The 26287-nt window shown below is 72.3% G+C and carries 29 protein-coding genes; 14 read left to right on the top strand and 15 right to left on the bottom strand.

The window, feature by feature from the left end:
- Nucleotides 1-45: 45 nt before the first annotated feature.
- From ACZ6TI_RS32865 to ACZ6TI_RS32830, 8 genes are all read right to left on the bottom strand, one after another.
- On the bottom strand, nt 46-1254 hold the full coding sequence (locus tag ACZ6TI_RS32865) for a glycoside hydrolase family 1 protein (RefSeq protein ID WP_465349081.1): 1209 nt from the start codon (nt 1252-1254) through the stop codon (nt 46-48).
- A complete protein-coding gene (locus ACZ6TI_RS32860) occupies nt 1251-2030 on the bottom strand; it encodes an ATP-binding cassette domain-containing protein (RefSeq protein WP_465349080.1) in 780 nt (259 codons plus the stop codon). The genes ACZ6TI_RS32865 and ACZ6TI_RS32860 overlap by 4 nt, the downstream gene beginning before the upstream one ends.
- Before the next feature lie 5 nt (nt 2031-2035).
- Nucleotides 2036-3073: an ABC transporter permease gene (locus ACZ6TI_RS32855; RefSeq protein WP_465349079.1), complete on the bottom strand. Its 1038-nt coding sequence runs from the start codon at nt 3071-3073 to the stop codon at nt 2036-2038.
- A gap of 9 nt (nt 3074-3082) precedes the next feature.
- Nucleotides 3083-4066: a sugar ABC transporter substrate-binding protein gene (locus tag ACZ6TI_RS32850; RefSeq protein WP_465349078.1), complete on the bottom strand. Its 984-nt coding sequence runs from the start codon at nt 4064-4066 to the stop codon at nt 3083-3085.
- A 110-nt stretch (nt 4067-4176) separates the two neighbouring features.
- Nucleotides 4177-5106: a ketopantoate reductase family protein gene (locus ACZ6TI_RS32845; protein ID WP_465349077.1), complete on the bottom strand. Its 930-nt coding sequence runs from the start codon at nt 5104-5106 to the stop codon at nt 4177-4179.
- Nucleotides 5107-5289: 183 nt separating this feature from the next.
- Nucleotides 5290-6258 (bottom strand): GlcG/HbpS family heme-binding protein, encoded by a 969-nt coding sequence (locus tag ACZ6TI_RS32840; protein WP_465349076.1) that lies wholly within the window; start codon nt 6256-6258, stop codon nt 5290-5292.
- The gene (locus ACZ6TI_RS32835; protein WP_465349075.1) at nt 6255-7049 is read right to left on the bottom strand and encodes an SDR family NAD(P)-dependent oxidoreductase; all 795 of its coding nucleotides are present in this window, start codon (nt 7047-7049) and stop codon (nt 6255-6257) included. Before ACZ6TI_RS32835 ends, ACZ6TI_RS32840 begins: the two co-directional genes overlap by 4 nt.
- Before the next feature lie 34 nt (nt 7050-7083).
- Nucleotides 7084-7839: an SDR family NAD(P)-dependent oxidoreductase gene (locus ACZ6TI_RS32830; protein WP_465349074.1), complete on the bottom strand. Its 756-nt coding sequence runs from the start codon at nt 7837-7839 to the stop codon at nt 7084-7086.
- 144 nt (nt 7840-7983) lie between these two features.
- Here ACZ6TI_RS32830 and ACZ6TI_RS32825 point away from each other — a divergent pair, with 144 nt between their 5' ends.
- Genes ACZ6TI_RS32825 through ACZ6TI_RS32810 form a run of 4 tightly spaced genes read left to right on the top strand, consistent with a single transcriptional unit; the run spans nt 7984 to nt 11152 of the window.
- The gene (locus tag ACZ6TI_RS32825) at nt 7984-8811 is read left to right on the top strand and encodes an IclR family transcriptional regulator (RefSeq protein WP_465349073.1); all 828 of its coding nucleotides are present in this window, start codon (nt 7984-7986) and stop codon (nt 8809-8811) included.
- Nucleotides 8808-9365 carry a carboxymuconolactone decarboxylase family protein gene (locus tag ACZ6TI_RS32820; RefSeq protein ID WP_465349072.1) on the top strand — a complete coding sequence of 186 codons (558 nt, stop codon included), beginning with the start codon at nt 8808-8810 and terminating at the stop codon, nt 9363-9365. Before ACZ6TI_RS32825 ends, ACZ6TI_RS32820 begins: the two co-directional genes overlap by 4 nt.
- A gap of 57 nt (nt 9366-9422) precedes the next feature.
- Complete coding sequence (locus ACZ6TI_RS32815; RefSeq protein ID WP_465349071.1) at nt 9423-10307, top strand: fumarylacetoacetate hydrolase family protein; 885 nt, start codon at nt 9423-9425, stop codon at nt 10305-10307.
- Complete coding sequence (locus ACZ6TI_RS32810; protein ID WP_465349070.1) at nt 10307-11152, top strand: fumarylacetoacetate hydrolase family protein; 846 nt, start codon at nt 10307-10309, stop codon at nt 11150-11152. Before ACZ6TI_RS32815 ends, ACZ6TI_RS32810 begins: the two co-directional genes overlap by 1 nt.
- Here the strand turns inward: ACZ6TI_RS32810 and ACZ6TI_RS32805 are convergent.
- From ACZ6TI_RS32805 to ACZ6TI_RS32790, 4 genes are all read right to left on the bottom strand, one after another.
- Complete coding sequence (locus tag ACZ6TI_RS32805; protein ID WP_465349069.1) at nt 11145-11501, bottom strand: hypothetical protein; 357 nt, start codon at nt 11499-11501, stop codon at nt 11145-11147. The genes ACZ6TI_RS32810 and ACZ6TI_RS32805 overlap by 8 nt on opposite strands.
- Nucleotides 11498-13576 carry a hypothetical protein gene (locus ACZ6TI_RS32800; protein WP_465349068.1) on the bottom strand — a complete coding sequence of 693 codons (2079 nt, stop codon included), beginning with the start codon at nt 13574-13576 and terminating at the stop codon, nt 11498-11500. Before ACZ6TI_RS32800 ends, ACZ6TI_RS32805 begins: the two co-directional genes overlap by 4 nt.
- Before the next feature lie 83 nt (nt 13577-13659).
- Complete coding sequence (locus tag ACZ6TI_RS32795) at nt 13660-14778, bottom strand: monooxygenase (protein ID WP_465349067.1); 1119 nt, start codon at nt 14776-14778, stop codon at nt 13660-13662.
- 20 nt (nt 14779-14798) lie between these two features.
- Nucleotides 14799-17138 carry a LuxR C-terminal-related transcriptional regulator gene (locus ACZ6TI_RS32790; RefSeq protein WP_465349066.1) on the bottom strand — a complete coding sequence of 780 codons (2340 nt, stop codon included), beginning with the start codon at nt 17136-17138 and terminating at the stop codon, nt 14799-14801.
- A 196-nt stretch (nt 17139-17334) separates the two neighbouring features.
- Here ACZ6TI_RS32790 and ACZ6TI_RS32785 point away from each other — a divergent pair, with 196 nt between their 5' ends.
- The 8 genes from ACZ6TI_RS32785 (at nt 17335) to ACZ6TI_RS32750 (ending at nt 21772) form a co-directional block, all read left to right on the top strand.
- Complete coding sequence (locus tag ACZ6TI_RS32785) at nt 17335-17772, top strand: VOC family protein (protein ID WP_465349227.1); 438 nt, start codon at nt 17335-17337, stop codon at nt 17770-17772.
- 1 nt (nt 17773) lies between these two features.
- Complete coding sequence (locus ACZ6TI_RS32780) at nt 17774-17962, top strand: hypothetical protein (RefSeq protein ID WP_465349065.1); 189 nt, start codon at nt 17774-17776, stop codon at nt 17960-17962.
- Complete coding sequence (locus ACZ6TI_RS32775; RefSeq protein ID WP_465349064.1) at nt 17959-18975, top strand: FAD-dependent oxidoreductase; 1017 nt, start codon at nt 17959-17961, stop codon at nt 18973-18975. The genes ACZ6TI_RS32780 and ACZ6TI_RS32775 overlap by 4 nt, the downstream gene beginning before the upstream one ends.
- Entirely contained in the window at nt 18912-19310 is a 399-nt protein-coding gene (locus tag ACZ6TI_RS32770) for a hypothetical protein (protein ID WP_465349063.1), read from the top strand. Before ACZ6TI_RS32775 ends, ACZ6TI_RS32770 begins: the two co-directional genes overlap by 64 nt.
- On the top strand, nt 19307-20026 hold the full coding sequence (locus ACZ6TI_RS32765; RefSeq protein WP_465349062.1) for an SDR family oxidoreductase: 720 nt from the start codon (nt 19307-19309) through the stop codon (nt 20024-20026). The genes ACZ6TI_RS32770 and ACZ6TI_RS32765 overlap by 4 nt, the downstream gene beginning before the upstream one ends.
- A 29-nt stretch (nt 20027-20055) precedes the next feature.
- Nucleotides 20056-20571 carry a hypothetical protein gene (locus ACZ6TI_RS32760; RefSeq protein ID WP_465349061.1) on the top strand — a complete coding sequence of 172 codons (516 nt, stop codon included), beginning with the start codon at nt 20056-20058 and terminating at the stop codon, nt 20569-20571.
- Nucleotides 20572-20630: 59 nt separating this feature from the next.
- Nucleotides 20631-21272 (top strand): winged helix-turn-helix transcriptional regulator, encoded by a 642-nt coding sequence (locus ACZ6TI_RS32755; RefSeq protein ID WP_465349060.1) that lies wholly within the window; start codon nt 20631-20633, stop codon nt 21270-21272.
- Between the two features lie 68 nt (nt 21273-21340).
- A complete protein-coding gene (locus ACZ6TI_RS32750; RefSeq protein WP_465349059.1) occupies nt 21341-21772 on the top strand; it encodes a hypothetical protein in 432 nt (143 codons plus the stop codon).
- Between the two features lie 34 nt (nt 21773-21806).
- Here ACZ6TI_RS32750 and glnII read toward each other — a convergent pair whose 3' ends face one another.
- From glnII to ACZ6TI_RS32735, 3 genes are all read right to left on the bottom strand, one after another.
- Nucleotides 21807-22820 carry a glutamine synthetase GlnII gene (glnII, locus tag ACZ6TI_RS32745; protein ID WP_465349058.1) on the bottom strand — a complete coding sequence of 338 codons (1014 nt, stop codon included), beginning with the start codon at nt 22818-22820 and terminating at the stop codon, nt 21807-21809.
- 245 nt (nt 22821-23065) lie between these two features.
- Nucleotides 23066-23788 carry a hypothetical protein gene (locus tag ACZ6TI_RS32740; RefSeq protein ID WP_465349057.1) on the bottom strand — a complete coding sequence of 241 codons (723 nt, stop codon included), beginning with the start codon at nt 23786-23788 and terminating at the stop codon, nt 23066-23068.
- Nucleotides 23781-24353 carry an RNA polymerase sigma factor gene (locus tag ACZ6TI_RS32735; RefSeq protein WP_465349056.1) on the bottom strand — a complete coding sequence of 191 codons (573 nt, stop codon included), beginning with the start codon at nt 24351-24353 and terminating at the stop codon, nt 23781-23783. The genes ACZ6TI_RS32740 and ACZ6TI_RS32735 overlap by 8 nt, the downstream gene beginning before the upstream one ends.
- 112 nt (nt 24354-24465) lie before the next feature.
- Here ACZ6TI_RS32735 and ACZ6TI_RS32730 point away from each other — a divergent pair, with 112 nt between their 5' ends.
- Together ACZ6TI_RS32730 and ACZ6TI_RS32725 are read left to right on the top strand one after the other, a co-directional pair.
- Complete coding sequence (locus ACZ6TI_RS32730; RefSeq protein ID WP_465349055.1) at nt 24466-25692, top strand: YncE family protein; 1227 nt, start codon at nt 24466-24468, stop codon at nt 25690-25692.
- Between the two features lie 73 nt (nt 25693-25765).
- The gene (locus tag ACZ6TI_RS32725) at nt 25766-26281 is read left to right on the top strand and encodes a SigE family RNA polymerase sigma factor (protein ID WP_465349054.1); all 516 of its coding nucleotides are present in this window, start codon (nt 25766-25768) and stop codon (nt 26279-26281) included.
- The last annotated feature ends 6 nt before the right edge of the window (nt 26282-26287 follow it).

The raw sequence follows: 26287 nt of genomic DNA, 5'->3' as shown, positions 1-26287 counted from the left end.
AGTGGTAGCCCAGCCGTCCGAGCGGGCCTCCGATAGACGGCTGGGCTACCACTTTGCGGTTTGCGTGAGGCGGGCGTATTCGGCGGCGCTCGGCTTCGGTGTGCGGGTGAACGTCTCGCGGTCCACGGCGACGAGGCCGAGCTTGATGTCGTAGCCGAAGACCCACTCGAAGTTGTCGAGCAGCGTCCAGTGCAGGTAGCCGAGCACCGGCACGCCCTCGTCGATCGCCTCGCGCAGGCCGGCCAGGGCGGGTTCGAGGAACGCGGCACGACGGGTGTCGTCCTCGGTCGCCATCCCGTGCTCGGTGACGAACACCGGGACGCCGGTCTCGGCGTGCACGTAACGCACCGCGTTGCCCAGCGACGGCGGGTAGACGTCCGAGAACAACTCGCCCGCCTTCTCCTCGGGTGGCAGCAGACCGTTGCCGTCGTAGCGGGCGCGTTCGTAGTTCTGCACCCCGACGAAATCGTCGTCGCGCACGAGACGCAGCCAGCGGGCGTACACGTCAGATCGTTTTCGATCTCTGATCGTCGGGTCTCCGACCGCCTGGTCGTCGACGACCGCCAGGCTCAGCCCCACCGGCAGATCCGGGCGGCGGGCCTTGATCGCCGCCTGGCCGGCTGTGTGCGCGGCCGCCATGCCGTCCTCGAGCGCGTCGAACTCCTCCGGCAGCGCCACGTTGGCGAGCCGGTAGCGCTCGACGCCGGCCGCCTTGCTCGCCGCCTCCAGCGTCGCCCGCTCCAGATCGCGCACGAAGTCCGGCATCGGCACCCAGGACAGCAGGCGCGGCAGGTTCGGCTCGTTGAGCGTGACGGCATAGGCGATCCGGTCGCCGATGCGGTCGGTCAGCACGCCGCAATATCGCGCGAAGACCTCCGCCGAGCCCGGATCGAGAAAGCCGCCACGCATCGCGAACCAGTGCGGCGCGGTCATGTGGTTGTAGGTCACCACCGGCGCCAGGCCGAGCTCGAGGCACCGGTCGACGATCGCCGCATAGTGGTCCAGCACCTCGGCGGAGAACTCCCCCTCGACCGGCTCGACCCGCGCCCACTCCACCGAGAACCGATACGCGGACAGGCCCATCCCGGCGACCAGTTCGAGGTCGTCCCGCCAGCGTTCGTAGCCCCGGCAGGCCGGCCCGGACGGCTGCCGGAAGACGGTCGGCGACACGTGCTCCGCGAACCAGGTGTCGCTCGCCGTGTTGTCGCCCTCGATCTGGTGCCCCGACGTCGCCACGCCCCACAGAAAAGTCATTCGAACATCGTCCCCCGCGCTCCGGTGATCCAGCCGACCAGCTGGTCGTTGTCGGTCTCGGACGCGGCCACGTCGGCGACCTTGCGGCCGCGGTTCAGCACCACGATCCGGTCGCACACCTCGGCCGCGAGCGGCAGGTTGTGCGTGACCAGCACGCAGGCCACGCCCTGCTCGGCCATCCGCCGGATCAGCGCCTGCACCTGCCGGGTCTGCTCGTAGCCCAGCGCGGCGGTCGGCTCGTCCAGCAGCAGCACGCCATTGCGGTCGCCGGTGACCCGGGTCGCGGCGCGGGCCAGCGCCACCACCTGCCGCTGGCCGCCGGAGAGCATCTCGACCGGACGGGTCACCGCGGCGGTCCGCACTCCCAGCCGGTCGAGCTCGGCCGCCGCCCGCTTGCGCTGCGCCTTGTGGTCCACGAACCCGAGCCAGCCGAGCGCGCCCTTGCGCAGGATCTCCCGGCCGATGTTCAGGTTGGTCGCGATGTCCTGGGCGTCGACCAGCGCCAGGTCCTGATAGACCATCTGCACGCCGGCCGCGGTGGACTGGCTCGGCGAGTGGAAGACGGTGGGCTCGCCGTGCACCAGGATCGTGCCGGCGGTCGGCTGATGCGCTCCGGACATCACCTTGAGCAGGCTGGACTTGCCGGCGCCGTTGTCGCCCAGCAGACCCACGACCTCGCCCTGGTGCACCGCGACGTCGATGGCGTCGAGCGCGCGGACATAGCCGTAGTGCATGTCGATGCCGCGCAACTCCAGCGCGGGCGCGATCCCGGTCATGCCGGTCACCTCGTCCCGGTGTGCGCGGAGGCCTGGGCGGTGGCGACCAGCCGCCGGGAGACCGTGGTGGACACCCATTTCTCCAGACCGAGCGAGCCGAGCAGCAGCAGGCCGGTCACCGCGGTCGCCCAGTACGGCTGAATGCCCTTGATGGTCAGCCCGTTCGAGATGGTGCCCAGGATCAGCGCGCCGACCAGCACCCGTGGCAGCGACCCGCGGCCGCCGCTGAGCGAGACACCGGCCAGCGCCACCGCGGTGAGCGCGTTGAAGATGATGCCGGGGTTGGCCGCCGGGTTCGCCTCGGTCACCAGGCCGGCCGTCACCAGCCCGCCGAGCGCCGCGCAGAACCCGCTGACCACGAAGGCCAGCACCGTGTACCGGTCGGCGTTGATGCCGGACCGCCGCACCGCCTCGGCGTTGCCGCCGACCGCCATCAGCCGGATGCCGTCCCGGGTGCGGGTCAGGAACGCCGTGCCGATCAGGAACAGCGCGGCGACCACCCAGACCGGTGCCGGGATCCCGGCGAAGCGGTCGGTGCCGAGGAACATCAGTCCGGTCAGCCCCGGGATCGTGTAACCGCCGGCCAGGGCCGCGGCCAGTCCGGAGAGCACCGACAACGAGCCGATGGTGACGATGATCGGGTTGAAGCCGCGCAGCGCGATCAGCCCGTTCACCATCCCGACCACGATGCCCACCGCCAGCCCGGCGAGGATGCCGACGCCGACCGGGATCCCGTGCGTCATCAGCCAGCCGCAGACGCAGCCGGCCATCGCGGCGGTGCCCGGGATGGACAGGTCGAGCGCGCCGCAGATGATGCCGACCGCGATGCCGGCCGCGAAGATGGCGGTCAGCGCCGCCGCGTTCGCGATCAGGATCGCGTTGTCCAGGCTGGCGAAATACGGGCTGGCCCACAGGCTGAAGCCGATCAGCAGCACCGCCCAGAGGACGAAGATGCCGCGGTCGCGGGCGAAGATGAGCCAGCGGACGCCCGCCGGGTCGCTCTCCGGCCCGGCGGTCGTCTCCCTACTGGTTTCAGCGGTCACGGTCATTCCTCAGCCCTTTGCCGTGACGACCTTCTGCGGAACGACCAGCACCTGGCCGTTCGCCTTCGGGTCGGCCTGCATCGTCACCAGAGTGTCGAAGGATTGGGTCATGTCGGCCTCGAACTGCAGCGCCACCGAGGCGTAGATCTTGCCGTCGGTGACGTTCTCGAGCACCTCTTCGTTGCCGCCGAAGTCGGTCACGCACTGCGGCGTCTTGCCGGCCGCGGCGAACGCCCCGAGCGCGCCCAGCGCCCCCTCGTCGTTCGACGCCATCACGGCGCTCAGGTTCGGCTTGCCCTGCAACACGTTGCCGGTGTCGGTCTGCGAACTCGCGCGGTCCTTGGCGACGATGGTCTGCACGATGGTGGCGCCCGGCGCGGCGGCCTTGAGCGCGGCCGCGGCGGCCTCCTCGAACTCCTTCTTGCCGGCCTGCCCCTCGGAGCTCTGCGCCGCCAGGACCTCCGCCTTGCCGCCCATCTTCTCGGTAATGCACGCGCCGAGCTGCTCGCCGAGGGCCTTGCCGCCGGCCGCGTAGTCGATGTAGTCGAACGTGATGCCCGGCTGCGGGCCGCTGAAGCCGTATTCGTCCGGGCGGCCGTTGACCAGCAGCGGGATGCCCTTGGACTGGGCCGTCTTGATGATCGGCGTCATCGACGGCGGCGCCACCGCGATGATCCAGGCCGCGCCCGCCCGTCCCGAGCTGAGCACCTCGTTGAGCTGCTGGGTCTGCTTGCTGGGATCGAAGTTCGGGTCCTGGACGATGACCTCCCAGCCCTTGCTGCCGGCATAGCCCTTCACGCCCTCGGACAGACCCTTCAGGGCCGGCGGGGCGAGCGAGAGCGGCGAGAAGACCAGGGTCTTGGGCAGCGCCGCGGCCGATCCACCGGCGGTCGAGCCACCGGAGTCCGAAGCGTGACTGCAGGACGCCAGCAACAGCAGCGCGGCGCCGAAAGCGACTATGGCGCGCGGTGCGCGCACGTGGTGAGAACTCACGGCCGGACTCCTCGCTGTGATCTTGCTATGTGCTGACTTTCACCTAGCGAAAACTACTTTCCGAGTTACCTGCGTGAAACGTAAACGACGCCCGTGGAGATGTCCATGCCCTATTTCCAGGAGCTCTCGAGGCCGTGCACCAGCGCGACCATGGCGTCGTGCGCGGGCGTGGCCACTCCGACCCGGCGCCCCTCGTCCGCGATGCCACCGTTGAGCACGTCGACCTCGGTCGCCCGCCGCGCCAGCACGTCCTGCAGCATCGACGGCTTGTGCCCGAACGCCTCCCGGATCGCCTCCTCGACCGCCTCGGCCGGGTCCCGCGTCAGCCCGATGCCGGCCTTCGCGCAGACCGCCTCCGCCTCCGAGATCAAGACCCCCACCTGGGTACGCAGCGCGGGATCGGTGCACACCTGCCCGACGGTGAGCCCGGTGAGCGCCGCGAGCGGGCTGGTGGCCGCGTTGAAGACCACCTTCGTCCACTGTGGCCCTCGCGCGTCCTTGACGGCGTGGGTCTTCAGACCACCCTCGCTGAGCAGCCGGGCGAGCAGGCCGATCTCGTCGGTGGTGGCCGGCTTGGGCTCGAACGGCCCGAGCCACGAGTCGCCGGGCGCGTCATACCGGACCGTCCCGGGCTTGGTGACGACGCCGGCGGTGACGATGGTGCCGCGCATGACCCGGGGCAGGATCTCGGCGATCAGCTCCTCGTTGCCGACCCCGTTCTGCACGCTGACCGTGGCGGCCTGTCTCAGCGCTTCTTCCGCGGCGACCACGGCCGCCCTGGTGTGCAGCGACTTGGTGGCCACGATGCCGAGGTGGCAGGGCGGGAGGTCGGCGGCGCTGGTGCGGGCGTGCACGGGGGCGGTGAAGCCGGCCTGGCCGGTGACCGTCAGGCCGTTGGTCTCGATGGCCTCGATGTGCTCGCGCCAGGGGTCGGCGGCCCAGACCTCGACGCCGGGGACGCGGGCGAGGTGGGCGGCATAGAGGCTGCCGATCGCGCCGCAGCCGAGGACCGCGATCCGGATGGGTTCGCTTGTTCTCACACTGCTCCTTGGTTTGCGCCGGCTGTGGACGGCCGGGAGGAAATGTCGTAGGCCCGGGCTACATTCACCGCCCACCCAGTGCCTGGGTGGGGGAGGTGGCGGCGCCCGCACCCCCGCCCCAAGATCGGCGCCGCCGCCCGGGACACGCCGTTCACGGCGTCACCCGCCCGCGACCCGCGCACTTCACGGCTTCCCCACCGCGCGCGCCAGCTCTGCGCACACCGCCGGGTCGACTCCCCCGACGCCGACGCCACCCACGACCCGCCCACCGAACATAAGCGGCACCCCACCCGGCGCCCCCAACACAGCAACCGGATGCAGCCCAGCAACCGCGGCGCCATACCACTGCGCCACCTGCTCACTCGCACACCCGAACCGAGCCGCCGCCGCCCCCGTCGCCAGCGCCACCTCGACACCACCGGCCGGCCCGTCATCCGCCCGGTCCTGCTGGATCGGATCGCCACCCCGGTCGACGACCGCGACGCTCACCGCCAGCCCTTCCACCCGAGCCCGCGCGAGCACCTGATCACAGATCTCCCGGGCCCACGTCAGCTCATGCTGACCGCCCGCCACCGGCGCCGCCTTCATGCCGAGACTCTCCGAGGGCGAGACCACCAGATCCCCGAAGCGCTGCTTCCACCGGGCGGCATCGTCACCGTGCTGCCCCACATAGGGAACGTCCAGGGCATAAGCGATCAGCAGATCCTCGGGGTTGGCCGGCTGACCGGCCGCGCTGACCACCTCGGGCGCGACCCCTTCCGGAAGGAACGGGCTCACTGTCGCGCCCGACGCCGCGATCCCACCGACCACCACGCCGTCCGCAGAGCGGATCGGGATCCCACCAGCGCCGGGAAAGACAGACTCCGGGCTCACCCGCACGAAGCCGGCCGAGATCGGCGCCGGCAACGTCGTCATCCGGTGCAGGTGCTCGGTGCTGGTGATCTGCTGGGTGGCCGCGATCCACGCCTTCGACCGGGCCCGCGCCATCCCGCCCGGCCCACCGTGGTCGAGCCGCGACGCCGTGATCAGCGCCCCGCTCGCCCCCACCACCGCGACGCCCCCGCGCAGCCCGAGTTGCTCGGCCTTGTCGACGGCCCGCTGCACCAGCGCCCGCGCCTCCCCCAGCGACAGATCACGCGGATGAACCATCATGCGCCGACCATGTTGTAACCGCCGTCGGCCACCATGTAGCCGCCGGTCATGTGGCTCGCGTCGTCGGTGGCCAGGAACAGCGCCGTGCCGGCCAGCTCGGCCGGGCCCGGGATGCGGCCCATCGGGGTCAGCTTGCGCAGCTGGTCGCCGCGGCCGGACTTCCAGTCCTCGCGGCCCAGCGTCGCCTCGGTCTCGATGAAGCCGGGCGCGAAGATGTTCACCCGCACGGTCGGCGCGAAGGCGTGCGCATAGGACTTGGTGGCGCCGAGGAGGCCGTATTTGGCGGCGGCGTACTGCGGGGCGCGGGCGCTCCCCCGGACGATGACCGTGGAGCCGATGTTGACGATCGCGCCGTGGCCCTGGTCGAGCATCCGCTTGCCGAACTCGTGGATGCAGGCCATCGTGCCCTTGATGTCGACCGCGAGCACGTGGTCGATGGACTCCTCGCTGATATCCCGCCAGGACATCTGCTCGCGGGCCACGTCGCCGATGTTGTTGATCAGCACGTCGACGCCGCCGAGCCGGGTGAAGGCCTCGTCGGCCAGCGCGGCGACCTGCGCCCACTCGACAATGTCGGCCTGCAGCAGGACCGGCTCGGCGCCGGCCTCGCGGACCCGCTCGGCGGTGGCTTCGGCGCCGGCTTTCGACGATCGATAATGCACACCGACGGTACGGGCGCCTTCCTGCGCGGCCCGCACGGCGATCTCCGCGCCGAATCCGGTGCCGGCGCCGGTGACGACCACGGACCGGCCCTCGAAGCGGCGTGGGATGGGGACGGGTGTGAGTGGCACGTGGCATTCCTCCGGTTTGTCGGATTAGAGTTTCTCAGACCAAGACGCGGCCGCCGTCGACATAGAGAACCTGGCCGGTGATGAAGCGGGCCCGGTCCGACGACAGGAAGGTGACCGCGTCGGCGATCTCCTCGGGCACCCCGAGCCGACCGGCCGGCACCAGGCTCTCCAGGGCGTCGCGGTTGCCGTCCTTGTCGAGGTGCTCTCTGGTCAGGTCGGTCTCGATGTAGCCGGGCGCGACCGCGTTGACGCTCACCCCGCGGCTTGCCCATTCCCGGGCCATCACACGGATGAGCTGGTTGAGACCGCCCTTGGTGGCGGCGTACGGCGCGTGGTCGGCGTGCGCGAGCAGACCCGAGACGGAGGACACGAAGGTCATCCGGCCGTACCCGGCGCCGACCATCAGCCCGCCCACCGCCTGGCCCAGCCAGTACGCGGTGGACAGGTTGAGCTCGACGATCCGCGCCCAGTCCTCGTCGCCCAGCTCGAGCACCGGCCGCCGGACGTTGCGCCCGACCGCGTGGACGAAGATCTGCGGCACACCCACCAGCCCCGCCGCCTCGGCGACCACCTCGCGGCAGCGCGACGCGGAGCGCAGGTCGGCGGCGATCGTCCGCAGGCCGCCGCCGGCCTCCTTCGCCGTGCGGGCCACCGACTCGAGGCGCTCCTCGTCCTGGTCGACGAGGACGACCGAGGCGCCCTGCGCGGCGAGGCCGATCGCGCTCGCGCCGCCGAGGCCGCCGGCTCCGGCGACGAGCGCGGGGCGGCCGGAGAGCGCTAACCAGTCCATGGACACCTCACGCTTGAATTCTCGGCCAATGAAAGTCACTATCCGATAAGCTAGACCAGCCTCCGGGGAGTGTCCAGATGCCCTGGTGGCACCGCCTAGGCTGGGCCCACGTTCCGATGCCCACCGCTTTCGAGAAGGTGATCCATGGCCGCCGGTCGGCGCAGTTCGGCTAGTTCCGAGAAGGCCCCCGACAAGCCCGAATACCGCGTCGAGGCGCTCGCCAAGGGGTTGCGGCTGCTGAGCCTGTTCGACGAGCAGCGGCCGACCTGGCGGGTGAGCGATCTCGCCACCGCGTCGGGGCTGCCGATGCCGACGGTCTACCGGGTGGTGATGACGCTGACCGCGGAGGGCTATCTGGACCATCTGCCGGGCGGGGACTACCGGCCCGGCGTACGCACGCTGACCCTCGGTGGGGCGGCGTTGCGCAGCCTCGACCTGGTCGCGCTCGCCACCCCCAAGCTGCAGCGGCTCGGCGAGTCCACCGGCGAGACGGTCAACCTGGCGGTGCTCACCGGCGACCGGGTGCTCTATCTGGTGCGGCTGCGCAACTCCGACCTGGTCACGGCCAACATCCAGGTCGGCTCCACCCTGCCCGCGGTGCACACCTCGATCGGCAAGCTGATGCTCGCCGACCTGACCGAGGCCGAGCTGCGCGACCGGATCACCGACACCTCGTTCCCCGGCCAGCACGGCCCGAACGCGAAGGTCAACCTGGACGAGCTGCGGCAGGAGCTGACCCGGATCCGCGAGCAGGGCTGGGCGTTGCAGGACGAGGAGCTGGCGCACGGGCTGCGCTCGGTGGCCGGGCCGATCACCGGCGCCGGCGGCCGGATCGTCGCGGGGGTGAATCTGGCGGTGCAGGCGCGCGACTGGTCGACCCAGCGCATCGTCCGCGAGCTGAAGCCGGTGCTGCTGGCGACCTGCGCGGAGATCTCGCAGCTGGCCTCGGCGGGAAGCGCGGGCGCGGCATGACCGACCGCATCCGCAAGCTGCGCCCGGCCGAGCTGACCGACGACCAGCGGGCGGTCTACGACACCGTCGCCGGTGGCCGCCGCGCCCAGGGTCCGCAGCTCTTCCGGCTGGTCGACGAGGACGGCGGGCTCCAGGGGCCGTTCAACGCGTTCCTGCTGCAGCCGAAGCTCGGGTTCGCGTTGCAGGCGCTCGGTGCCGCGGTGCGTTACGAGACCTCGCTCAGCGACCGGGCCCGCGAGATCGCCATCCTGGTCGTCGCCGTGGACGCCGGCGCGGCGTTCGAGTGGCAGGCGCACGAGGCGGTCGGGCGGCACGTCGGCGTGACCGACGAGGAGCTGGCGGCCCTGCGCACCGGCGACCATCAGAGGCTGCCCGAGCCGGAGCGCGTCATCGCCGAGACCGTCCACGCGCTGGCCGCCGGCGGAGATCTGGACGACGAGCAATATCGGCGGGCGGCCGACGCGCTCGGCGAGACCACGCTGTTCGAGCTGCTCACGCTCACCGGGTACTACCTCGCTCTCGCGATGCAGCTCCGGGTCTTCCGGGTTTCTTGACACCGGCTTTTGTTTGACGCAACCTACTTTCATCCAACGAGAGCCACCGGAGGCGGGATGAAGCTGATCACGTTCGATGACGGCCGGGTGGGCCGCCTGGACGGGGACACGGTCATCGAGCTGGCCTGCGGCTCGACGCGGGAGTTCTTCGAGCGCGGCGGGCGGGTGGACGAGACCGGCGAGCGGCTCGAGCGCTCCGCGGTGCGGCTGCGCGCCCCGATCGTGCCCAAGAAGTTCTTCCACACCGCGGGCAACTTCACCGAGCACCACACCGAACTGCAGGCCGTGAACTGGTCCCACCCCGTACACAAGGGGATCGTGTTCTTTCAGAACGTGGACGCGATCATCGGGCCGGACGACGCGATCGTCTATCCCGAGGGGCTCACCAAGGAGCTGGACTACGAGCTGGAGCTCGGGATCGTCATCGGGAGGAGCGGGAAGTTCTTCGGACCCGAGGAGGCCGAGGACTACATCGCCGGCTACCTGGTGTTCAACGACATCACCGCCCGGGACATCCAGCGGCGCGAGATGCAGTCCGGCGTCTTCTCGTTCTCCAAGGGCATCGACACGTTCTGCCCGATCGGGCCGTGGATCGTGACCAAGGACGAGGTGCCGGAGCCGCAGAAGCTGGCCATGCAGCTGCGGGTCAACGGCGACGTGCGCCAGCAGGGCAACACCGCGCAGATGACCATCTCGATCCCGCACCTGGTCGCGCACCACTCGGCACAGGGCTACAGCGCCGGCGACATCATCACCACCGGCACGATCTCCGGCGTCGCGGCCGTGCAGCCCAATCCGTTCGACTTCTATCTGCGGCCGGGCGACGAGATCGAGGCCGAGATCGAGGGCGTCGGCGTGCTGCGCAACCGGGTGGTGCCGTGGAGCGCGGCGCACGACACCCCGCCGTACACGACGGACCTTTATGCGGAGACGGCCGGCTGATGCGGTTCGGCACGCTGGGCGGCCGCTTCGTGCTGGTGGCGGAGGGCCGCGCGCTCGATGTGGCAATGGTTTCCGGCGGCGCGCTGCCGTCCGACGTGCGCGCCGCGCTGGCCCGCTGGGACGAGGTGCGGGCGTGGGCGTCCACTGCGGACTGGTCCGCGGCCATACCGGTCACCGACGCCGAGCTCGGCCCGCCGGTGCCGGATCCGCGGCAGGTCTTCGCGGTGGCGCTGAACTATCGCCCGCACGCGGCCGAGGCCGGGTTCACCGCGCCGGACGCGCCGCTCGTGTTCACCAAGTTTCCGAGCTGCATCACCGGTCCGGTCAGCACGGTCGCGCTACCACCCGGCAATGTGGACTGGGAGATCGAGGTGGTGGCGGTGATCGGCGCGGGCGGCTTCCGGATCGGGCGCGCCGACGCCTGGGCCGCGGTGGCCGGGCTGACCTGTGGGCAGGACCTCTCCGAGCGGCTCACCCAGTCGCAGGGCAGGCCGGCGCAGTTCTCGCTGGGCAAGTCGTTCCCCGGCTTCGGTCCGATCGGGCCGGTGGCGGTCACCCCGGACGACTTCCCGGACCGCGACGACATCGGCTTTGCGTCGGAGCTGGTGAGCGGCTCGGGGGGCGAGACGCTGCAGTCCGGGCGTACCAAAGAAATGATCTTTTCGATCGAGGATCTGGTGGTCCGGCTCTCGGCGATCTGCCCGCTGCTGCCGGGAGACCTCATTTTCACCGGTACGCCCGGCGGCGTCGGCAACCGCCGCACCCCACCGCGCTTCCTGCGGCCGGGCGAGACGCTGATCAGCCGCCTCGACGGGGTCGGCGAGCTTCGGCAGACCTTCACCTGAGCCGGTAACGGCCCTCGGACTCACTCCACTCGAGCTCGTCGGCGTGCGCGGCCAGCCAGGCCCGGGTGGCGTCCGGATCGCCGGGCGTGTTGCCGCCGGTCGGGAGCAGGGCATCGACCGCGCGGGCCAGGATCCGGGCCGGGTGGCGCACCGGCGGCAGCTCGTCGAGGATCGCGCCGGCCGCGTCCGCCCGGCCGAAGGTCAGCAGCACCACCGCCAGGATGAATCGCTCGAGCCCGGCCGACGCGGGGTAGTCCCGCTCGGCGACCTCCCGGAGCGCGTCGTCGTCGCGAACCCGGGGCATGTCCCGGCGCAGGGTCTCCCGCCATTCGCGGGCCGGCGTGGTCACGGCGCCGGCGGAACGCCGAGCGACGGGCCGATGCCGGGCGGCGCGTCATAGCGCAACGGCGGCACCACGTTGCCCTCCATCACCCGGACGACCGTGCCGTTGGGCAGCTGGTGGAACACGACCCACTCCTGCTCGAGCGCGGACTGTGAGCCCCAGCCGCCGGTGCCGACCTGGACCGGCATGTTCTTGGGCACCCGCAGAACATAGATCACGCCGGTCGGTCCCTGCGCGAAATCGGAGGCGATGTTGGGCAGGCGTGTCGTCGGGATGCCGACGCCGCCCAGCGGCTGCCCGCCCAGCCCTTCCGGCGTGAACTGGCCCGGCACCGGCTGACCGTTGAACTTGGCCGTGTATCCGGCGATCTCCAGGTCGGTGAGGCCCTGGGCCTTCATGGTGTTGTAGAGGTTCTGCGACGCCTCGACGCCGCCGGCCCGGGCCACCGGGCTGAGCAGCTCGGCGGTGGGCGCGCCCTGCCCGCGATAGAGCACCTGGAAGCCGCGCATGTCGGCCCAGCCCTTCGCCATCCGCCCGACCAGGCCGGCCTGCTGGAGCTGCAGCAACTCGGCCTCGGGGATCGGGCCGGACATCGCGCGGGTGGCCATCGCCCGCGCCATCGACAGATCCGACGCGGTGATCGCCCGGGTGGCCGCCATGTCCAGCGCGCCGGGCGCGACCATCGCCACCGTGGCGGCGGCCATGCCCATGTTGATCGCACCGCCGACCATCATCCCCGGGCCGGCGTCCTGCTGCTCCCGGGTGAAGACGTTGTTGGCGCCGGTGCCGAGCGTGTAGTCCTGGCCGGTCTTGAACATCTCGTAGCCGCTGTGGAACTGCAGGGCGGCGACGGCCAGGGCCAGCGGCGGGAAGAGCAGCGAGAGCAGCGCCAGAATCAGCGTGCCGGCGATCTTGAGGATCGAGAAGGCCTGCTCCTTCGCCTGTTCGTCGGCGACCGCCTGGCGCACCTCGGCGTCGGCGCTGGGCAGCAGGTCCTGCAGGATCGGACCGAGCTGAAGGTAGCTGATCCGGCCGTCGGCGATGTGCGCCTTGAGGACCGCGTAGTCCCCGTGCCGTTCGCCGATCTTGGCCAGGATCACCGTGCGCAGCTCCTCGGCGGTCAGACCGCTCTTGAGGCTGAAGACGTCGTCCGGAATGATCCGGTAGCCCTGGTCACCCAGAGGTGCGACGAGCGGCCGGATGGCCTCGACCGCCATCCGCACCCGCTCGCTGTTGGACGGGCCGTTGATCCCGAGCGGGTCGTTCTGCCCCTGCGGCAGCCCCGCGGCCCCCTCCAGCCGGTCGGCCGGCGACTGCCAGGCCGGGCCGACGTGCGACTGGTGCCGGTCGAGCTCGTCCGAGCGCACCATCTCGTGGCAGCCGGTGCAGGCCTTCCACTCGCCACGCGCCTGATGCTCGTAGACGTTCCGCTTGTTGGGGCTGCTCGTGCCGGTCCAGTTGTCGAAGGCCGGCATGCCGCCGGTGCGCATCGCCGAGTTGCGCAGGTCCTCGGCGGACTGGGCGAGCACCTGGGTCTGCAGGAAGGGCGCGGTGAACTGGGTCTCGATCAGTTCCCGCCACTGCGCGAGGTTCTGCTGGTTCTCGGTGAGCCGCTGCTGGGCGGTGAGCAGCACGGCCTGCTGGAAACGGCTGTGCCGGGCGGCGACCGAGTCGCCGGTCGAGACGTTGCCCGGCCCCTCGATCAGCCGGCGCACCTGCTCGCGCTGCAGGATGCCCTGATTTTCGCGGGCCGCCTCGTATTCCGCACCGGCCACCGGCAGCACCTTGATGTGCTGCTCCAGCGTCTGCAGGTCGGCCGCGAGCCGATCGTCGGGCAGACCGAGGGCGTATTGCGGGGTGATCGACATGGCCCGGATGTCGCCACCGGTGAAGGTGGGCGCGGCGGTGTCGGTGTCGGCCGGCGAGCGGGAGACGAGCAGCCGGGTGATCGCGCCGTTGCCGCCCATGGCCAGCGGGCCGAGCCGCGGATCGACCTGCGGGCCGGGCGACCGCGCGACGGAGGGTTGCCGCTCCTGCGTGACGGTGGCGGCCGGGTCGACCCGCTCATGCGGCTGACTCACGCCGACGAGGCTATCCGCCACACGCCACCGGGCTCAACGTTCAGCCTAGTTCCCGACGATGTCCGGCCGGCCGCAGCGCCGGCCTAGGTGGACGGTGACCAGACGACGAGGCCCAGGCACATCTCGTCGCTGGTGCCCTCGCCCCAGACCACGTAGCGCGGCGGCAACCGCCTCAGCTGCGGCAACTGCCGGCGCAGGCTCGCGTCGTGCGTGCAGGTCACGCGGAGGGTGTCGCCCGGCGCGACCGTGACCGGCGTGGCCGGCGGCACCACCGCCTGCTCGTCGAAGTCGTACGCCGGCACCGACAGCAGCGGCTTGCCGTTCAGCTCGATCGTGATCGAGCGGCCCAGCAGGTGCATGTGGCCGCCCACGCCGTGGATCGTTCCGGATTGGACGACCGGGTGGTCGCACCGCTGGGTGTCGCCCGCGGCGGGCGCCCGGCCCTGGTCGCACCGCTGGTTCAGGCCCTCGACCATCCCTGCCGACCGCGGGCCGAAGCGGTCGGCCACGTCCTTGATCGCGGCCGCGCGGTCGCACAGCGGGCCGGTCTCGCCGGTCGCGCAGGGCAACTCGACCGGCGCCGGCAGCAGCATGGTCTCCAGCGCCGTCAGCCCGCGCTGGTCGCTCAGCCGCATCCGCATCCCGGAACGGTCGGTCGGCCCGGGCCTGCCCTGGGTGCCGAGCAGGTTGTAGTGCACCTGCATGACCAGCCGGCTGCCCGGCGGCATCGGGTAGCCGATGCCCGGCGCCAGCATCGACTCGTGCGTGCCGGGCGCCCAGTGCGCCACCCACGCCGGGTCGCCCGGGATGCCGGCGTCGCCGAAGCAGGTCCAGCCCTCGCCGGGGGCGTCCGCGTCGGTCCGCTCGGCCTCGGCGACCTGGCCGGGATCGATCCGGAAGAAGATCGCGTGATGGACGATGTCCGGGTTCTGCGGCAGGAATTCGCTGCCGGTCAGGAACGCGTCCGCGGTGATGCCGGGATCGACCAGGAAGCAGCGGTATTCGTCGGTGCCACCGTGCGGCGCGGCGGGCTGATAGGCCGCCGGCATGGTCACCGTGACGAACCGCTCGCCGCTGCGCAGCGGCTGCGGGGGCGTCGCGTCGTGGCTGGCGTGCGTCGGCCCGGCCGGCTCGGAACCACAGGCGGAGACCCCGATGAGTACGCCCAGAGCGATCGTCCCGCCCACCAGCCCTCGAAGCATCCGCCCAGCCTAGAACCCGGTCACCGATGCCGGAGCTGGCGACGGGTGGTGACGCCGACCTTGGTGAAGATCCGGCGCAGGTGCCACTCGACGGTGCGCGGACTGATGAACAGCTCGGCGGCGATCTCCGGGTTGGTCAGGCCCTCCCCGGCCAGCTTGGCGATGTGCGACTCGCGAGCGGTCAGCTGATCGGTCTCCTCGCCGGTGCGCCTGCGGGCCGTCTCGCCGGTGGCCAGCAGCTCGCGCCGGGCCCGCTGGGCGAACCCGTCCGCGCCCATCGCGGTCAGCGCCTCCGAGGCGGCGCGCAGCTGGGGGCGCGCGTCGACCCGGCGGCCCTCGCGGCGCAGCCACTCGCCGTAGCGCAGTTGCGCCCGGGCCAGCCCGAGGCGGATCCGGGTGCCCCCGAACCGCGCGATCGACTCACGGTGCAGGTCGTCCGCGGCGTCGCCGGCAGCGAGCAGGGCTCGGGCGCCGGCCTCGACGGCGAGCGCGTAACCCGTGCCACTGGCCCGGGTCAGCTCGGTGAGCCGGTCCAGGGCGGCCGCTGCCTCTGCCGGGTGGCCGCTGTGCACGGCGGCCTCGATCAGCTCGGGCAGGGCCAGCTGTGCCGGGCCGGGTTCCGGCGGGTCCGCGGTCACCTGCCGGGCGGCGGCGAGGGCGTCCTCGTATCGGGCGAGGCCGTTGCTGAGCAGGGCGCGGGCCCACCACCGCTCTTCACCGCCGGCGGGCGGGACCGGGTTGCCGCTGTGCAGGTCGAAGATCATCCGTGCCTCGACGGCCGGCCGGAGCAGGCTGAGGGCGCCGGTCGCCCGGACCGTGTCGAGGTGGCGGCGGGTGAGGACGTCCCAGCGCTCGTCCTCCCACAGGTCCCGGGCGACCAGGCCGGCCAGCCGGACGCCGGTGAGCTCGTCGCCGGCGAAGGCCCGGACCGCCCGGCGCAGGGCGGGCGCCGCGGCGGCGTACCCGTGGGTGTGCAGCAGGGCCACCGCGTCGAGCAACGGACGGGCCGGGCCGAGATCGTCGGAGACGGCTTCCAGACCGGCCTCGCCGGTCCGCAGCCGCGGCGGCGTGTCGTCGCCGTCCCGGGCGCAGCCGTCGATCCGGGCCCTGAGCAGCGCGGAGTCGAGCGGCGTCGCGGCCGCGAGCAGGGACCGGGCCTCGTCGAAGGCGCCCGCGGTGGTCTTCGCCCAGGCCGCGTCGAGGGTCCGCCGCGCGCGCCGGGCCGGGTCGGGCGTCAGCGCCGCCGCACGCTCGAGGAAAGCGCCCACCGCGGCGTAGCCACTGTGCGCGCGTGCCCGGTCGACCGAACGCTCCAGGTCCGCCGCGACCGCCTCGTCCGGTCCGATCGCGGCCTGCGCGAGATGCCAGGCCCGGCGGTCGGGGTCCGCCGCGGGGTCGGTGACGGCGGCCAGCGCCCGGTGCACGTCCCGCCGTTGGGCCGGGGTGGCCGCCTGATAGACCGCCGAGCGGAGCGGCGGAGGCCGGAACAGGACGCGGTCCCGCAGCTCGACCAGGCCGGCCACCTCCGGGTCCCGGTCGAGTCCGAGCAGGTCCGCGGCCCGCCACAGCAGCGCGAGGTCACCGAGCGGCTCGGCGGCCGCCAGGAGAAGCAGCTGCCCGGCCGGTGGCGCCGATTCGGGGAGGAGAACTCGGCGCACGAGCGGATCAGCGCCGCCGAAGGCCGCCGCCACGCCGCGTGGCAGCTCGATCAGGGCGCGCGGGTTGCCGCTGCACTCGGCGAGCATCCGCTCCTGCACCCGCGGATCGAGCGGGCCGGAGATCACGGAGTCGAGCAGGGCCGCCGCATCGTCGCGGCCCAGGCCGTGGATCGCGAGCTCCGGGAACCCGGCGAATTCGGTTTCCCGCCCGGCCAGGACCAGGCCCACGGGTGCGGCGCCGAGCCGGCGGGCGACGAACTCCAGCGCCTGCGCCGACTCGCGGTCGAGCCGGTCGGCGTCGTCCACCACGCAGATCAGCGGCCGATCCTCGGCGACCCGGCTGAGCAGGGTCAACACGCCGAGGCCGACCAGGAAGCGGTCCGGCGCCGCGCCGCTGCGCAGACCGAACGCGGTGCTCAGCGCCGCACGCTGCGGGGCCGGCAGCTTGTCCAGCCGGTCGAGGTGGCCCGCGCAGAGCTGGTGCAGCCCGGCGAACGCCAGGGCCGACTCCGACTCGACACCGGTCGCGCGCGCGACCGTGCAGCCGGCGGCCCACTCGACCAGCATGTCGAGCAGCGCGGTCTTGCCGATGCCGGCCTCGCCGCGCATCACCAGCACCTGTCCGTGACCCGCCGTGACGGCGGCGACCAGCCCGCACAGGATCTCGGTCTCGCCGCGCCGGCCCGGGAGCGCCTTGGTCATGCCTCGCCGCCTCAGCTGGGGCTGGGTTCGGAGTCCATTGTGGTGATCCGGGGAGGCCGCACGCAACACCCTGGCGCGGCATGAACCAGGGGTTTTCCCGGGGTCGAAGAGGCCCCTGTCCGCGCGAGGGTGGTCGAGGCGCCGGCGCCGATTCGCGGGCCGGCTTCCCCGAGAGCGAGGAGCTCCGACCGTGGACATGAAGCTCGAGGTCATCGTCGTGCCGGTCGCGGACGTCGACCGGGCCAAGCAGTTCTACAAGAACCTCGGATGGCGGGAGGACGCGTCCTTCGTCGCCGACGAGAACTTCCACGTGGTGCAGATGACCCCGCCGGGATCGACGTGCTCGGTCATCTTCGGCAAGGGCGTGACGTCGTCGGAGCCGGGCTCGGCGCAGAATCTGGTGCTGGCGGTCGCCGACGTCGAGGCGGCGCGGGCCGAGCTGATCGACCGCGGCGCGACGGTGAGCGAGGTCTGGCACGACGCCGGCGGGGTGTTCTATCACGCCGGTGAGCGGTCCCGGGTGCCCGGCCCGGACCCCGAGCGCCGCAGCTACTGCTCGTTCGCGTCGTTCAGCGACCCGGACGGCAACGGCTACGTGCTGCAGGAGCTCACCACGCGCCTGCCCGGCCGCTGAGATGGACGTCGCGGCCCTGACCGCCCTCCTGCGGGAGGCCGAGGAGCACCACGGGCCCTATGAGGCGGTCGCCCCGAAGCATCACTGGTCCGACTGGTACGCGGCGTACATCGTCGCCCGGCAGCAGGGCCGCAGCGAGGACGAGGCGGTGGCCGACGCCACGGCGGCCCTGGAAGCGGCGCGGCGATGAGCACGGGTTTCGACGTCATCGTGCTCGGTGCGGGCGCGCCCGGCGAGCACTGTGCCGCCGCGCTCGCCGCCGGTGGGCTGCGGGTGGCCATGGTGGAGCGCGAGCTCCTCGGCGGCGAGTGCTCGTACTGGGGGTGCATCCCGTCCAAGACCCTGTTGCGGCCCGGTGAGGTGCTGGCCGCGGCCCGGCACGCGCCGGGCGCCGCGGAGGCGGTCACCGGCGCGCTGGACGTGCCGGCGATGCTCGCGTGGCGCGACTTCCAGGTGTCCAACTACGACGACGCCGGGCAGGTCAAGTGGGCCGAGGGCGCCGGCATCGAGGTGCTCCGGGGACACGGCCGGCTGGCCGGGCCGGGCGCCGTCAGCGTCGGCGGGACCGTCCACACCGCCGGGCACATCGTGATCGCGACCGGCTCCGATCCGGCGATCCCGGACGTGCCGGGCCTGCGTGGACTGCCCGGCCTGTGGACCGATCGCGAGGTCACCGGCCTGACCGAGGTCCCGCGGCGGCTGCTGGTGCTGGGCGGCGGCGCGATCGGCGTCGAGATGGCCCAGGCGGTGCGCCGGATGGGCGCGTCGGTCACGCTCGTCCAGCGCGGCGACCATCTGCTGCCGCGGGAGCCGCGTCCGCTCGGCGACGGCGTCGCCGACGCCCTCCGCGCGGACGGCATCGAGGTCCGGCTCAGCTCCCCGCCGGTCGCGGCCCGCAAGACCGATGACGGGTACGCGCTGGAGTTCGCCGCCGCTCCCCCGGCAACCGGCGACCGTCTCCTGGTGGCCACCGGCCGGCGCCCCCGGGTCGCGGACATCGGCCTGGAGACCGTCGGCATCACCCCGGACCCCGTGGCGTCGCCGTCGACGCCCGCATGTCGGCCGGCCCCGGCCTCTGGGCGATCGGCGATGTCACGGGTCTGTGGCTGCTCACCCACATGGGCGAGTACCAGGGCCGGGTGGTGGCCACGAACATCCTCGGCAAGCCGCGCGAGACGCACTACGAGGCGGTCCCCCGGGTGATCTTCGGCGACCCGCAGGCTGCCGCGGTCGGGGCGGCGGACGGGTCGTTCACCAGCACCATCCCGCTCTCCGGGGTGCCCCGCACCTCGACCTACACCCGGGCCTACGATACGCAGCCGGGTTTCCTCACCCTGGTCTCCGACGGCGAGCGGCTGACCGGCGCGTACGCCCTGGGCCCGGAAGCCGGCGAGTGGCTGCAGCAGGCGACGCTGGCGATCCGCGCCCGGGTCCCGCTGTCCGTGCTGATCGACGTCGTCCAGCCGTTCCCGACCTTCTCCGAGGCGATCTTCCAGGCCCTGCGCGACCTCGAAGCCCAGATCGCTGGCCGGCGATGAGCGCGCTGACCGGGCAGACCGTCGTGGTGATCGGCGGCAGCTCCGGGATCGGGCTGGGCACCGCCCGGCTGGCCCGGGCCGAGGGCGCCGAGGTCATCCTGACCGGACGCGACGAGGGCCGGCTGAAACGCGCCGCGGACGAGGTCGGCGCGAGCGGCCGCACGGCGTTCGACGCCGGCGACCCGGCCCGCCTGGAGGCCTTCTTCGAGTCCCTGCCACCGGCCGTCGACCATGTGCTGGTCACCGCCGGCGGCCCGTATTACGCGCCGCTGGCCGAGATGGACGTCGCGGACGGCACCCGGCACGTGGCCGACCACCTCGCGTTGATCCTGCGGGTGGCCCGGCTGTCCACCACGCGATTGCGACCGGGCGGCGCCCTGCTGCTGATCGGCGGCACCGGCGCACGGCGACCGGCGGTCGGTCTCAGCCTGATCGCGCTGATGACCGCCGGACTGCCCGCGCTGACCGCCAACCTGGCGCTGGAACTGGCCCCGATCCGGGTCAACCTGATCGCGGCGGGCTTCGTCGACACCCCGCTGTCGGCGGCGCTGCTCGGCGACCGGATCGACGAGCGCCGCGAGCAGTTGCGGGCGTCCCTGCCGATCGGCCGGGTGGTCGGTCCCGACGACGTCGCCGCGCTCGCCGTCCACCTGATGACGAACACCGCACTGACCGGCGCCACCTATGACATCGACGGAGGTCAACAGGTCATCTGAGCTTTCCCGTCAATGCTAGGTTCACGTCCGTGATGGCGAGCGGGGACAGCCAGCGGGACGGCACCGAGACCGGGACCGCCGCGATGCTCTATGGCGGGGCGGTCTTCGGGGTCGCCCTGCGCGCGGTGACGTGGTGGATGACGGCCTTCACGGTGGGGCCGGTGCTGGGTTTCCTGGACACCGCGGCGCAGTCCTGGAGCACCCGGCGTGACGTGCTCTTCCTGCAGGCCGTGCTCACCGTCGGCGCGGTGGTGGCGGCCGTCGTGTGCGGCCTCGGCCTGGTCGGCGAGCCGGCCCGATACCGCCGCCCGACCCGCTGGCTGAGCTACCTGTTCATCGCCGACGCGCTGGTCTATCTGACCCCGGTGGTGATGGCCGCGATGCTGCCGGTCGAGATCACCACCGAGACCTGGGCGTTGTTCGGCGCGGCCGTGGTCGGCAACCTCGGCCTGGCCGGCCTGTGCATGCTGATCGCGGTGCGGGCGCGCACCGTCCGGCCGGCCCGGGCGGTCGCCCCGCCGACCACCATCGAACTCCCGGTCTGACCGCGGCGGACGCGAAACCCGCAGCACAACCGAAACAACCACGGGGCACGCTGATCTCCGTGGAGATTCTGATGCTGGTCCCCGGCGGGGGCCGCTCGGGTCAGCCGCTGCCGGCGCTCGAGCTGCTCGACCACGCGGTCCGCATCGGACCGGACCAATCCGGCTCACCGACGGACGCGGTCCTGGTCGACGCGCGGCTCTATCCGCTGCGGGCCCGCGAGACCTGCCGGATGCTGCGCGCGGACGGCATCCGGGTGCCGCTGCTCGCGGTGGTCACCGAGGAGGGTCTGCCGGCGATCAACGCGGACTGGGGCCTGGACGACGTGGTGCTGGCCGGCGCCGGGCCGGCCGAGCTGCAGTCGCGGCTGCGGATCGCCGCCGGGCGGCTGGCGGCCCGGGTCGTGGACGGGCCGATCGAGGTGGGCCGGTTGTGCATCGATCCGCGCTCGTTCAGCGTCACCGTGAGCGGCTGCCGGCTCGCGCTCACCTTCAAGGAGTTCGAGCTGCTCAAGTTCCTGGCCCTGCACCCGGGGCAGGTGTTCACCCGCGAGCGGCTGCTGCGCGAGGTGTGGGGCTTCGACTTCATCGGCGGTTCCCGCACTGTCGACATGCATGTGCGGCGGCTGCGGGCCAAGCTCGGTCCGGGCAATGAGCTGCTGATCGCGACGATTCGCCAGGTGGGTTACAAGCTAGCCGTCTGATCCTCGGATCTGCTCAGTCTATAAAGATAGTACTTGCCATCTTTATAGATGAGCGCTACAACTTGGGCATGGCAACTGTGACGATCACCTTCAACCCCGACCTCGAGGGGGACATCGAGGAAGCCCGTTCGATTCTGGACCGCCTGAGCGAGAGCCGCGCCGACGCGACCCCGGACCCCGAGGTCCTGCGGGAGAAGATCATCGCGCTGCTGCGGGGCTATGGCGAGAAGCGCACGGAATACATCCGGCAGGTGGCGCAGGCCGCTCCGGGCCGCGCGTCGTTCGCCGATCTGATCGCCGTCGTCGGGTCCGCGAAGGCCATCGGCGGCACCCACTCCGCGATCGAGCGGGCCTGGCGGGCCAAGGGCATGACCACGACGTTCATCTCCACGGACGCGAACGGCGACGCGACCATGGATCTCGATCTGGCCGACATCGTGCTGAGCGTGCTGCACGACGAGGTGGACGAGCCCGACCCGCTGCGCAGCGCCAGGTTCTGACGCGGGGCAACGGGCCGGTGGTGATGCGGGCCGGTCAGGCGCCGGCTTCCTCGGCCAGGGCGCCGCAGCAGGTCTCGATGATCATGCCGGCCACCACGTAGGGGTCCATGTTGGCGTTCGGCCGGCGGTCCTCGAGCCAGCCCTTCTTGGCCTTCTCGACGGCCCAGGGGATGCGCACCGAGGCGCCGCGGTCGGACGCGCCCCAGCTGAACTTCTCCCAGCTCGCCGTCTCGTGCGCGCCGGTGAGCCGGTCCTTGATGCCGGCGCCGTACGCCTCGACGTGCGCCCGCGCGTTGCGGCCGAGCGCCTCGCACGCGGTCACGATGGCGTCGTAACCCTGCATGGTGGCCTTGGTGGAGAAGTTCGTGTGCGCACCGGCGCCGTTCCAGTCACCCGGCATCGGCTTGGCGTCGAAGGACACCACCACCCCGAAGTCCTCGGCGATCCGGTGCAGCAGCCACCGGGCCACCCACATCTGGTCGCCGATCATCGGGGCCGGCAGCACGCCGATCTGGAACTCCCACTGGCCCATCATGACCTCGGCGTTCGTACCCTCGATGGAGAGCCCGGCCTTGAGGCACGCCGTGGTGTGCGCCTCGACGATCTCGCGGCCGACCATCTTCTCCCCGCCGACCCCGCAGTAGTACGGCCCCTGGGGAGCGGGGAACCCGCTCTCCGGCCAGCCCAGCGGGCGGCCGTTCTGGAAGAACGTGTACTCCTGCTCGATGCCGAACATCGGCTCCTGGTCGGCGTACTTCTCCGCGGCCGCGACACAGGCCGCGCGGGTGTTCGTCGGGTGCGGGGTGAAGTCGGTCAGCTCGACGTCACACAGCACCAGGATGTCGCCCTCGCTTCGCAGCGGGTCCGGGCAGGTGTAGACCGGGCGCAGCACGCAGTCCGACTGCTCGCCGGGCGCCTGGTTGGTGCTCGATCCGTCGAAGCCCCAGATCTCGGGTTCCTTGCCGTCCGCCACGATGCGGGTCTTGTTCCTGAGCAACGGAGACGGCTTGGTGCCATCGATCCAGATGTACTCGGCCTGATATGGCATACCGCAACCTCTCGCCGTTCCTTCCGATGGCGAGCCAAACGTGTCAAAGCCGCGGTCACCAGGCGTTGCGGAGTTATGACGGATCGGTTAACGCCATCGCGGCTTCCCCTCGGGGACCCGCCGCTCCAGCGTGATCACATGCCCGTGGTGCAGGATCTCGCCGCCGCGCTCGCCGGTGGCCGGGTCGAGATCGTCGCGTAGGTGCCGGTCGGCTCGTGGTGGCTGGAAGTGGCCTTCCGGGGCCGCTAAGCCAGCGAGAGCGCCACCTCCGTCGCCTCGGCGAGCGTCTCGATGCCCTCCAGGCGATAGGTGTAACCGCCGGACTGCCAGATCAGCGTCGGCGCGGCGAGCCGGGCGGTCGCGGTGCGCTCGGCCCCGTCCCGGTCGAGGTACGTGACCGGATGCGGCCCGGCGACCCAGATCGCCTGACCGGTGCCGACCGTCACCCACTCGGCGTCCTGCGCGGTCTTGAAGAAGACCGGGGCCGGGTTGCCGTCGAACTGGTCGAAGCGCACCGCGCCGGCCCGGAACGTCATGCTCACCACGCGCGGCGCGCCCTTGGCGTCGGGGTCGGCGAGCTCGACCACCTCGGGGGCGCCCAGGGCGGCCGGCACCCGCAGCGGGAAGGTCACGGTTCTGCGGGCCTCGTCGAGGGCGGCGGAACGCACCGAGGGCAACGGGCTCGGGCTGGCCGGCAGACCGCGGGGAGGCGGCTCGCGGCGTACCTCGATGCCGGCCACCCGCAGCAGGTCACCGACCGCATCGACCACCGCGGCGCGGGCCGGCGCGACCGCGCCGGTCACCGCCACGATCGCGGCCACCGCGGCGGTCACCACCCACCGCTTCCGGACCCGCGGGCGGCTGAGCCGGGCGCGGACGGCCGTCCGCTGGTCGGCCGGCTCGGGGACGTCGATCCAGGAGGAGAGCGCGCGCAGCTCGGCGGCGAGGTCGTCATCCCGCTCAGGCATCGGCCACCTCCCCGACCTTCCCGCGCAGCTTCCGCAGAGCGCGCGCCGTCCTCGACTTGACGGTTCCCTTCGGCACCTTCAGAGTGGCCGCGGTCTCCGCCTCCGACAGGTCCAGCAGATAGCGGCAGACCAGCACCTCGCGGTCGTGCGGCTCGAGCGACCGCAGCTGCTCGACCAGCCGCTGCCGCCGGTCGATCGCCACCGCCGACTCGGCCGGATCGGGGCTGACCGGATCCGGGTCCTCCCGCGCCGCGGCCCGCAGCACCAGACCGTCCCGGCGGCGGCGCGAGCGGTGCAGGTTGCGGGTCTCGTTCGCGACGATGGCCAGCAGCCACGGCCGGAAGCCGGACTCACCGCGGTAGCGCGAGATCTGCCGGTACGCCTTCACCAGCGCCTCCTGGACCACGTCGTCGGCCTCGGCGCCCGCACCGAGCAGCACCGCGGCCCGATGTGCGGACGGCGTGTACCGCACGACCAGCACCTCGTAGGCGTCCAGGTCGCCGGTGCGGGCCCGGGCCACGGCCGCCGCATCGTCGAGTTCGGTGGCCATCTCCAGCCCCGTCACCTCCCCGCGCTCGCCTCGGCACCGCCAGATCAATGACACCGCAGACCAATGACACCGCGAGCCGGGGAAAGGTTCCCGGGAACCCGATCGGGTTCCACGGTGTCTCCAGGTCATGACTACACGGCGGACGTTGTTCATCATCGCGGGTGGGGCCGTCGCGGCCGGCGGGTCGGCCGCTTTTCTGGGGCGCGGAGCGTGGGCGGAGCGCGGTGCGCAGGTCAGCGGTGCGGTGGACGTACCGGACGTGGTGTTGGTGGGGTCGGAAGCCGGACTGACCGTCCTGGCCGGCACCCGGCGGCGCGGCCTCGGGAAGGCCGCGGTGGCCGGCGCGCGCGGCGAACCGATCTACGCCGTCACCGGCTCGGCGCTTCAGCGACTCGGATCGGCGGACGGGGTGGCCGCCCGGAGCATCGCTCTCGGGGACGGGTGGACACCCCGCGTGGTCTCGGCCGACGGCAACTCCTGCGCGCTCGCCCGGACCCCCGCGTCGGTCCGGCCGAGCGCGCGGGCGACGACGCCGTTGCTGGTCATCAACCAGGATCGACAGCGACGGTACGACCTCAGCGGCGTCGTCGAGCCGGACGCATTCACCACCGACGGCGCCGGGCTCTTCGTGCTGGAGTGGATGCCGGCCACCGCACCGGACCGTTACCGCGTGCGGCTGCTCGACCTGGCCACCGGCGTGCTGCGACCACTGCTGACCCGGGCCAAGGTGCCGGTGCCAGCCGGCGCCGAGGAGGAGATGCGCGGCGACGGGCGGCAGGCGGTGCACTCCCCCGCCGGCACCATCCTCTACACGCTCTACACCCATCAGCCCGGTCATCAGCACACCCGCGACCTGATCGCCGGGCGGCCGGGCCACGTGCACGCCTTCGTGCACGTGCTGCACCTGAGCGAGGGCTGGGCCTACTGCCTGGACCTGCCGCGGCCGTTCGGCGAGGAGCCGGCCGCCGGGCACGCGATCGCGATCAGCCCGGACGGGCGCCGGCTGGCGATCGTCGACACCGGTTCGGGCTCACTGGCCTATGCGGACACCGAGTCGCTCACCATCACCAGGGTGATCAAGCGGTTCCCGATGTCCGGCACGGCGCACCTGCTGTTCGGGCCGCACCTGCTGATCGGCGTCGGCGGCGAGGTGACCGTGCTCGACCCGGACTCCGACAAGGTCCGGGCGACCTGGTCGGTGCCGTCCCCCGTCCGGGGTCTGGGCCTGAGCCCGGACGGGGGTCGCGTCTATGCCGGCGGCACCGGCGAGGTCGTCTGGCTCGACACGGTGACCGGCGCGGTCCAGGGCCGGGCCGAGGTCGCCGGCCTGACCGGGCTGCAGCACGTGAAATGACGCGAGGAGGATGACAACCGCTCGTCCGCCCGGACCCGTCTGAGGGAGGACGGGCGACGGAGGGACGGGGACTATGCGGGATGGTTCGGACGAGGAGGAGTACGTCGAGTACGTCACGGCGCGGGTGCCCGCGCTGCGGCGGCTGGCGTTCGTCCTGACCGGGGACGGGCACCGGGCCGACGACCTCGTCCAGCAGACCATCACCACGCTCTACCTGAAGTGGCACCGGGCCCGGGCCGCCGACAATCTCGACGCGTACGTCCGGACCATGCTGGTCCGCACCTTCGTGGACGAGCGGCGGCTGGCGTGGGCGCGGGTGCGGCTGTTCCGGGAGACGCCCGAGCCGCCGCCGGTCGAGGCCGAGGGCGTCGAGGACCGGCACGTCGTCCGGGCCGCGGTGAGCCGCCTGCCGCGGCGGCAGCGGGCCGCGGTGGTGCTGCGGTTCTACTACGACCTGCCGGTCGCCGAGGTGGCCACCATGCTCGGCTGCACGCAGGGCACGGTCAAGAGCCAGACGTCCCGGGCCCTGACCACCCTGCGGCGCCTGCTCGGTGAACACACCCTCGCGGGCCAATCCCCGACTGCCTGAGGAGCA

Source organism: Actinoplanes sp. NPDC051388 (genome assembly GCF_055586225.1).
Note: the sequence above shows the minus strand (reverse complement) of the source record. Positions and strands in the feature narration are given on the sequence as shown.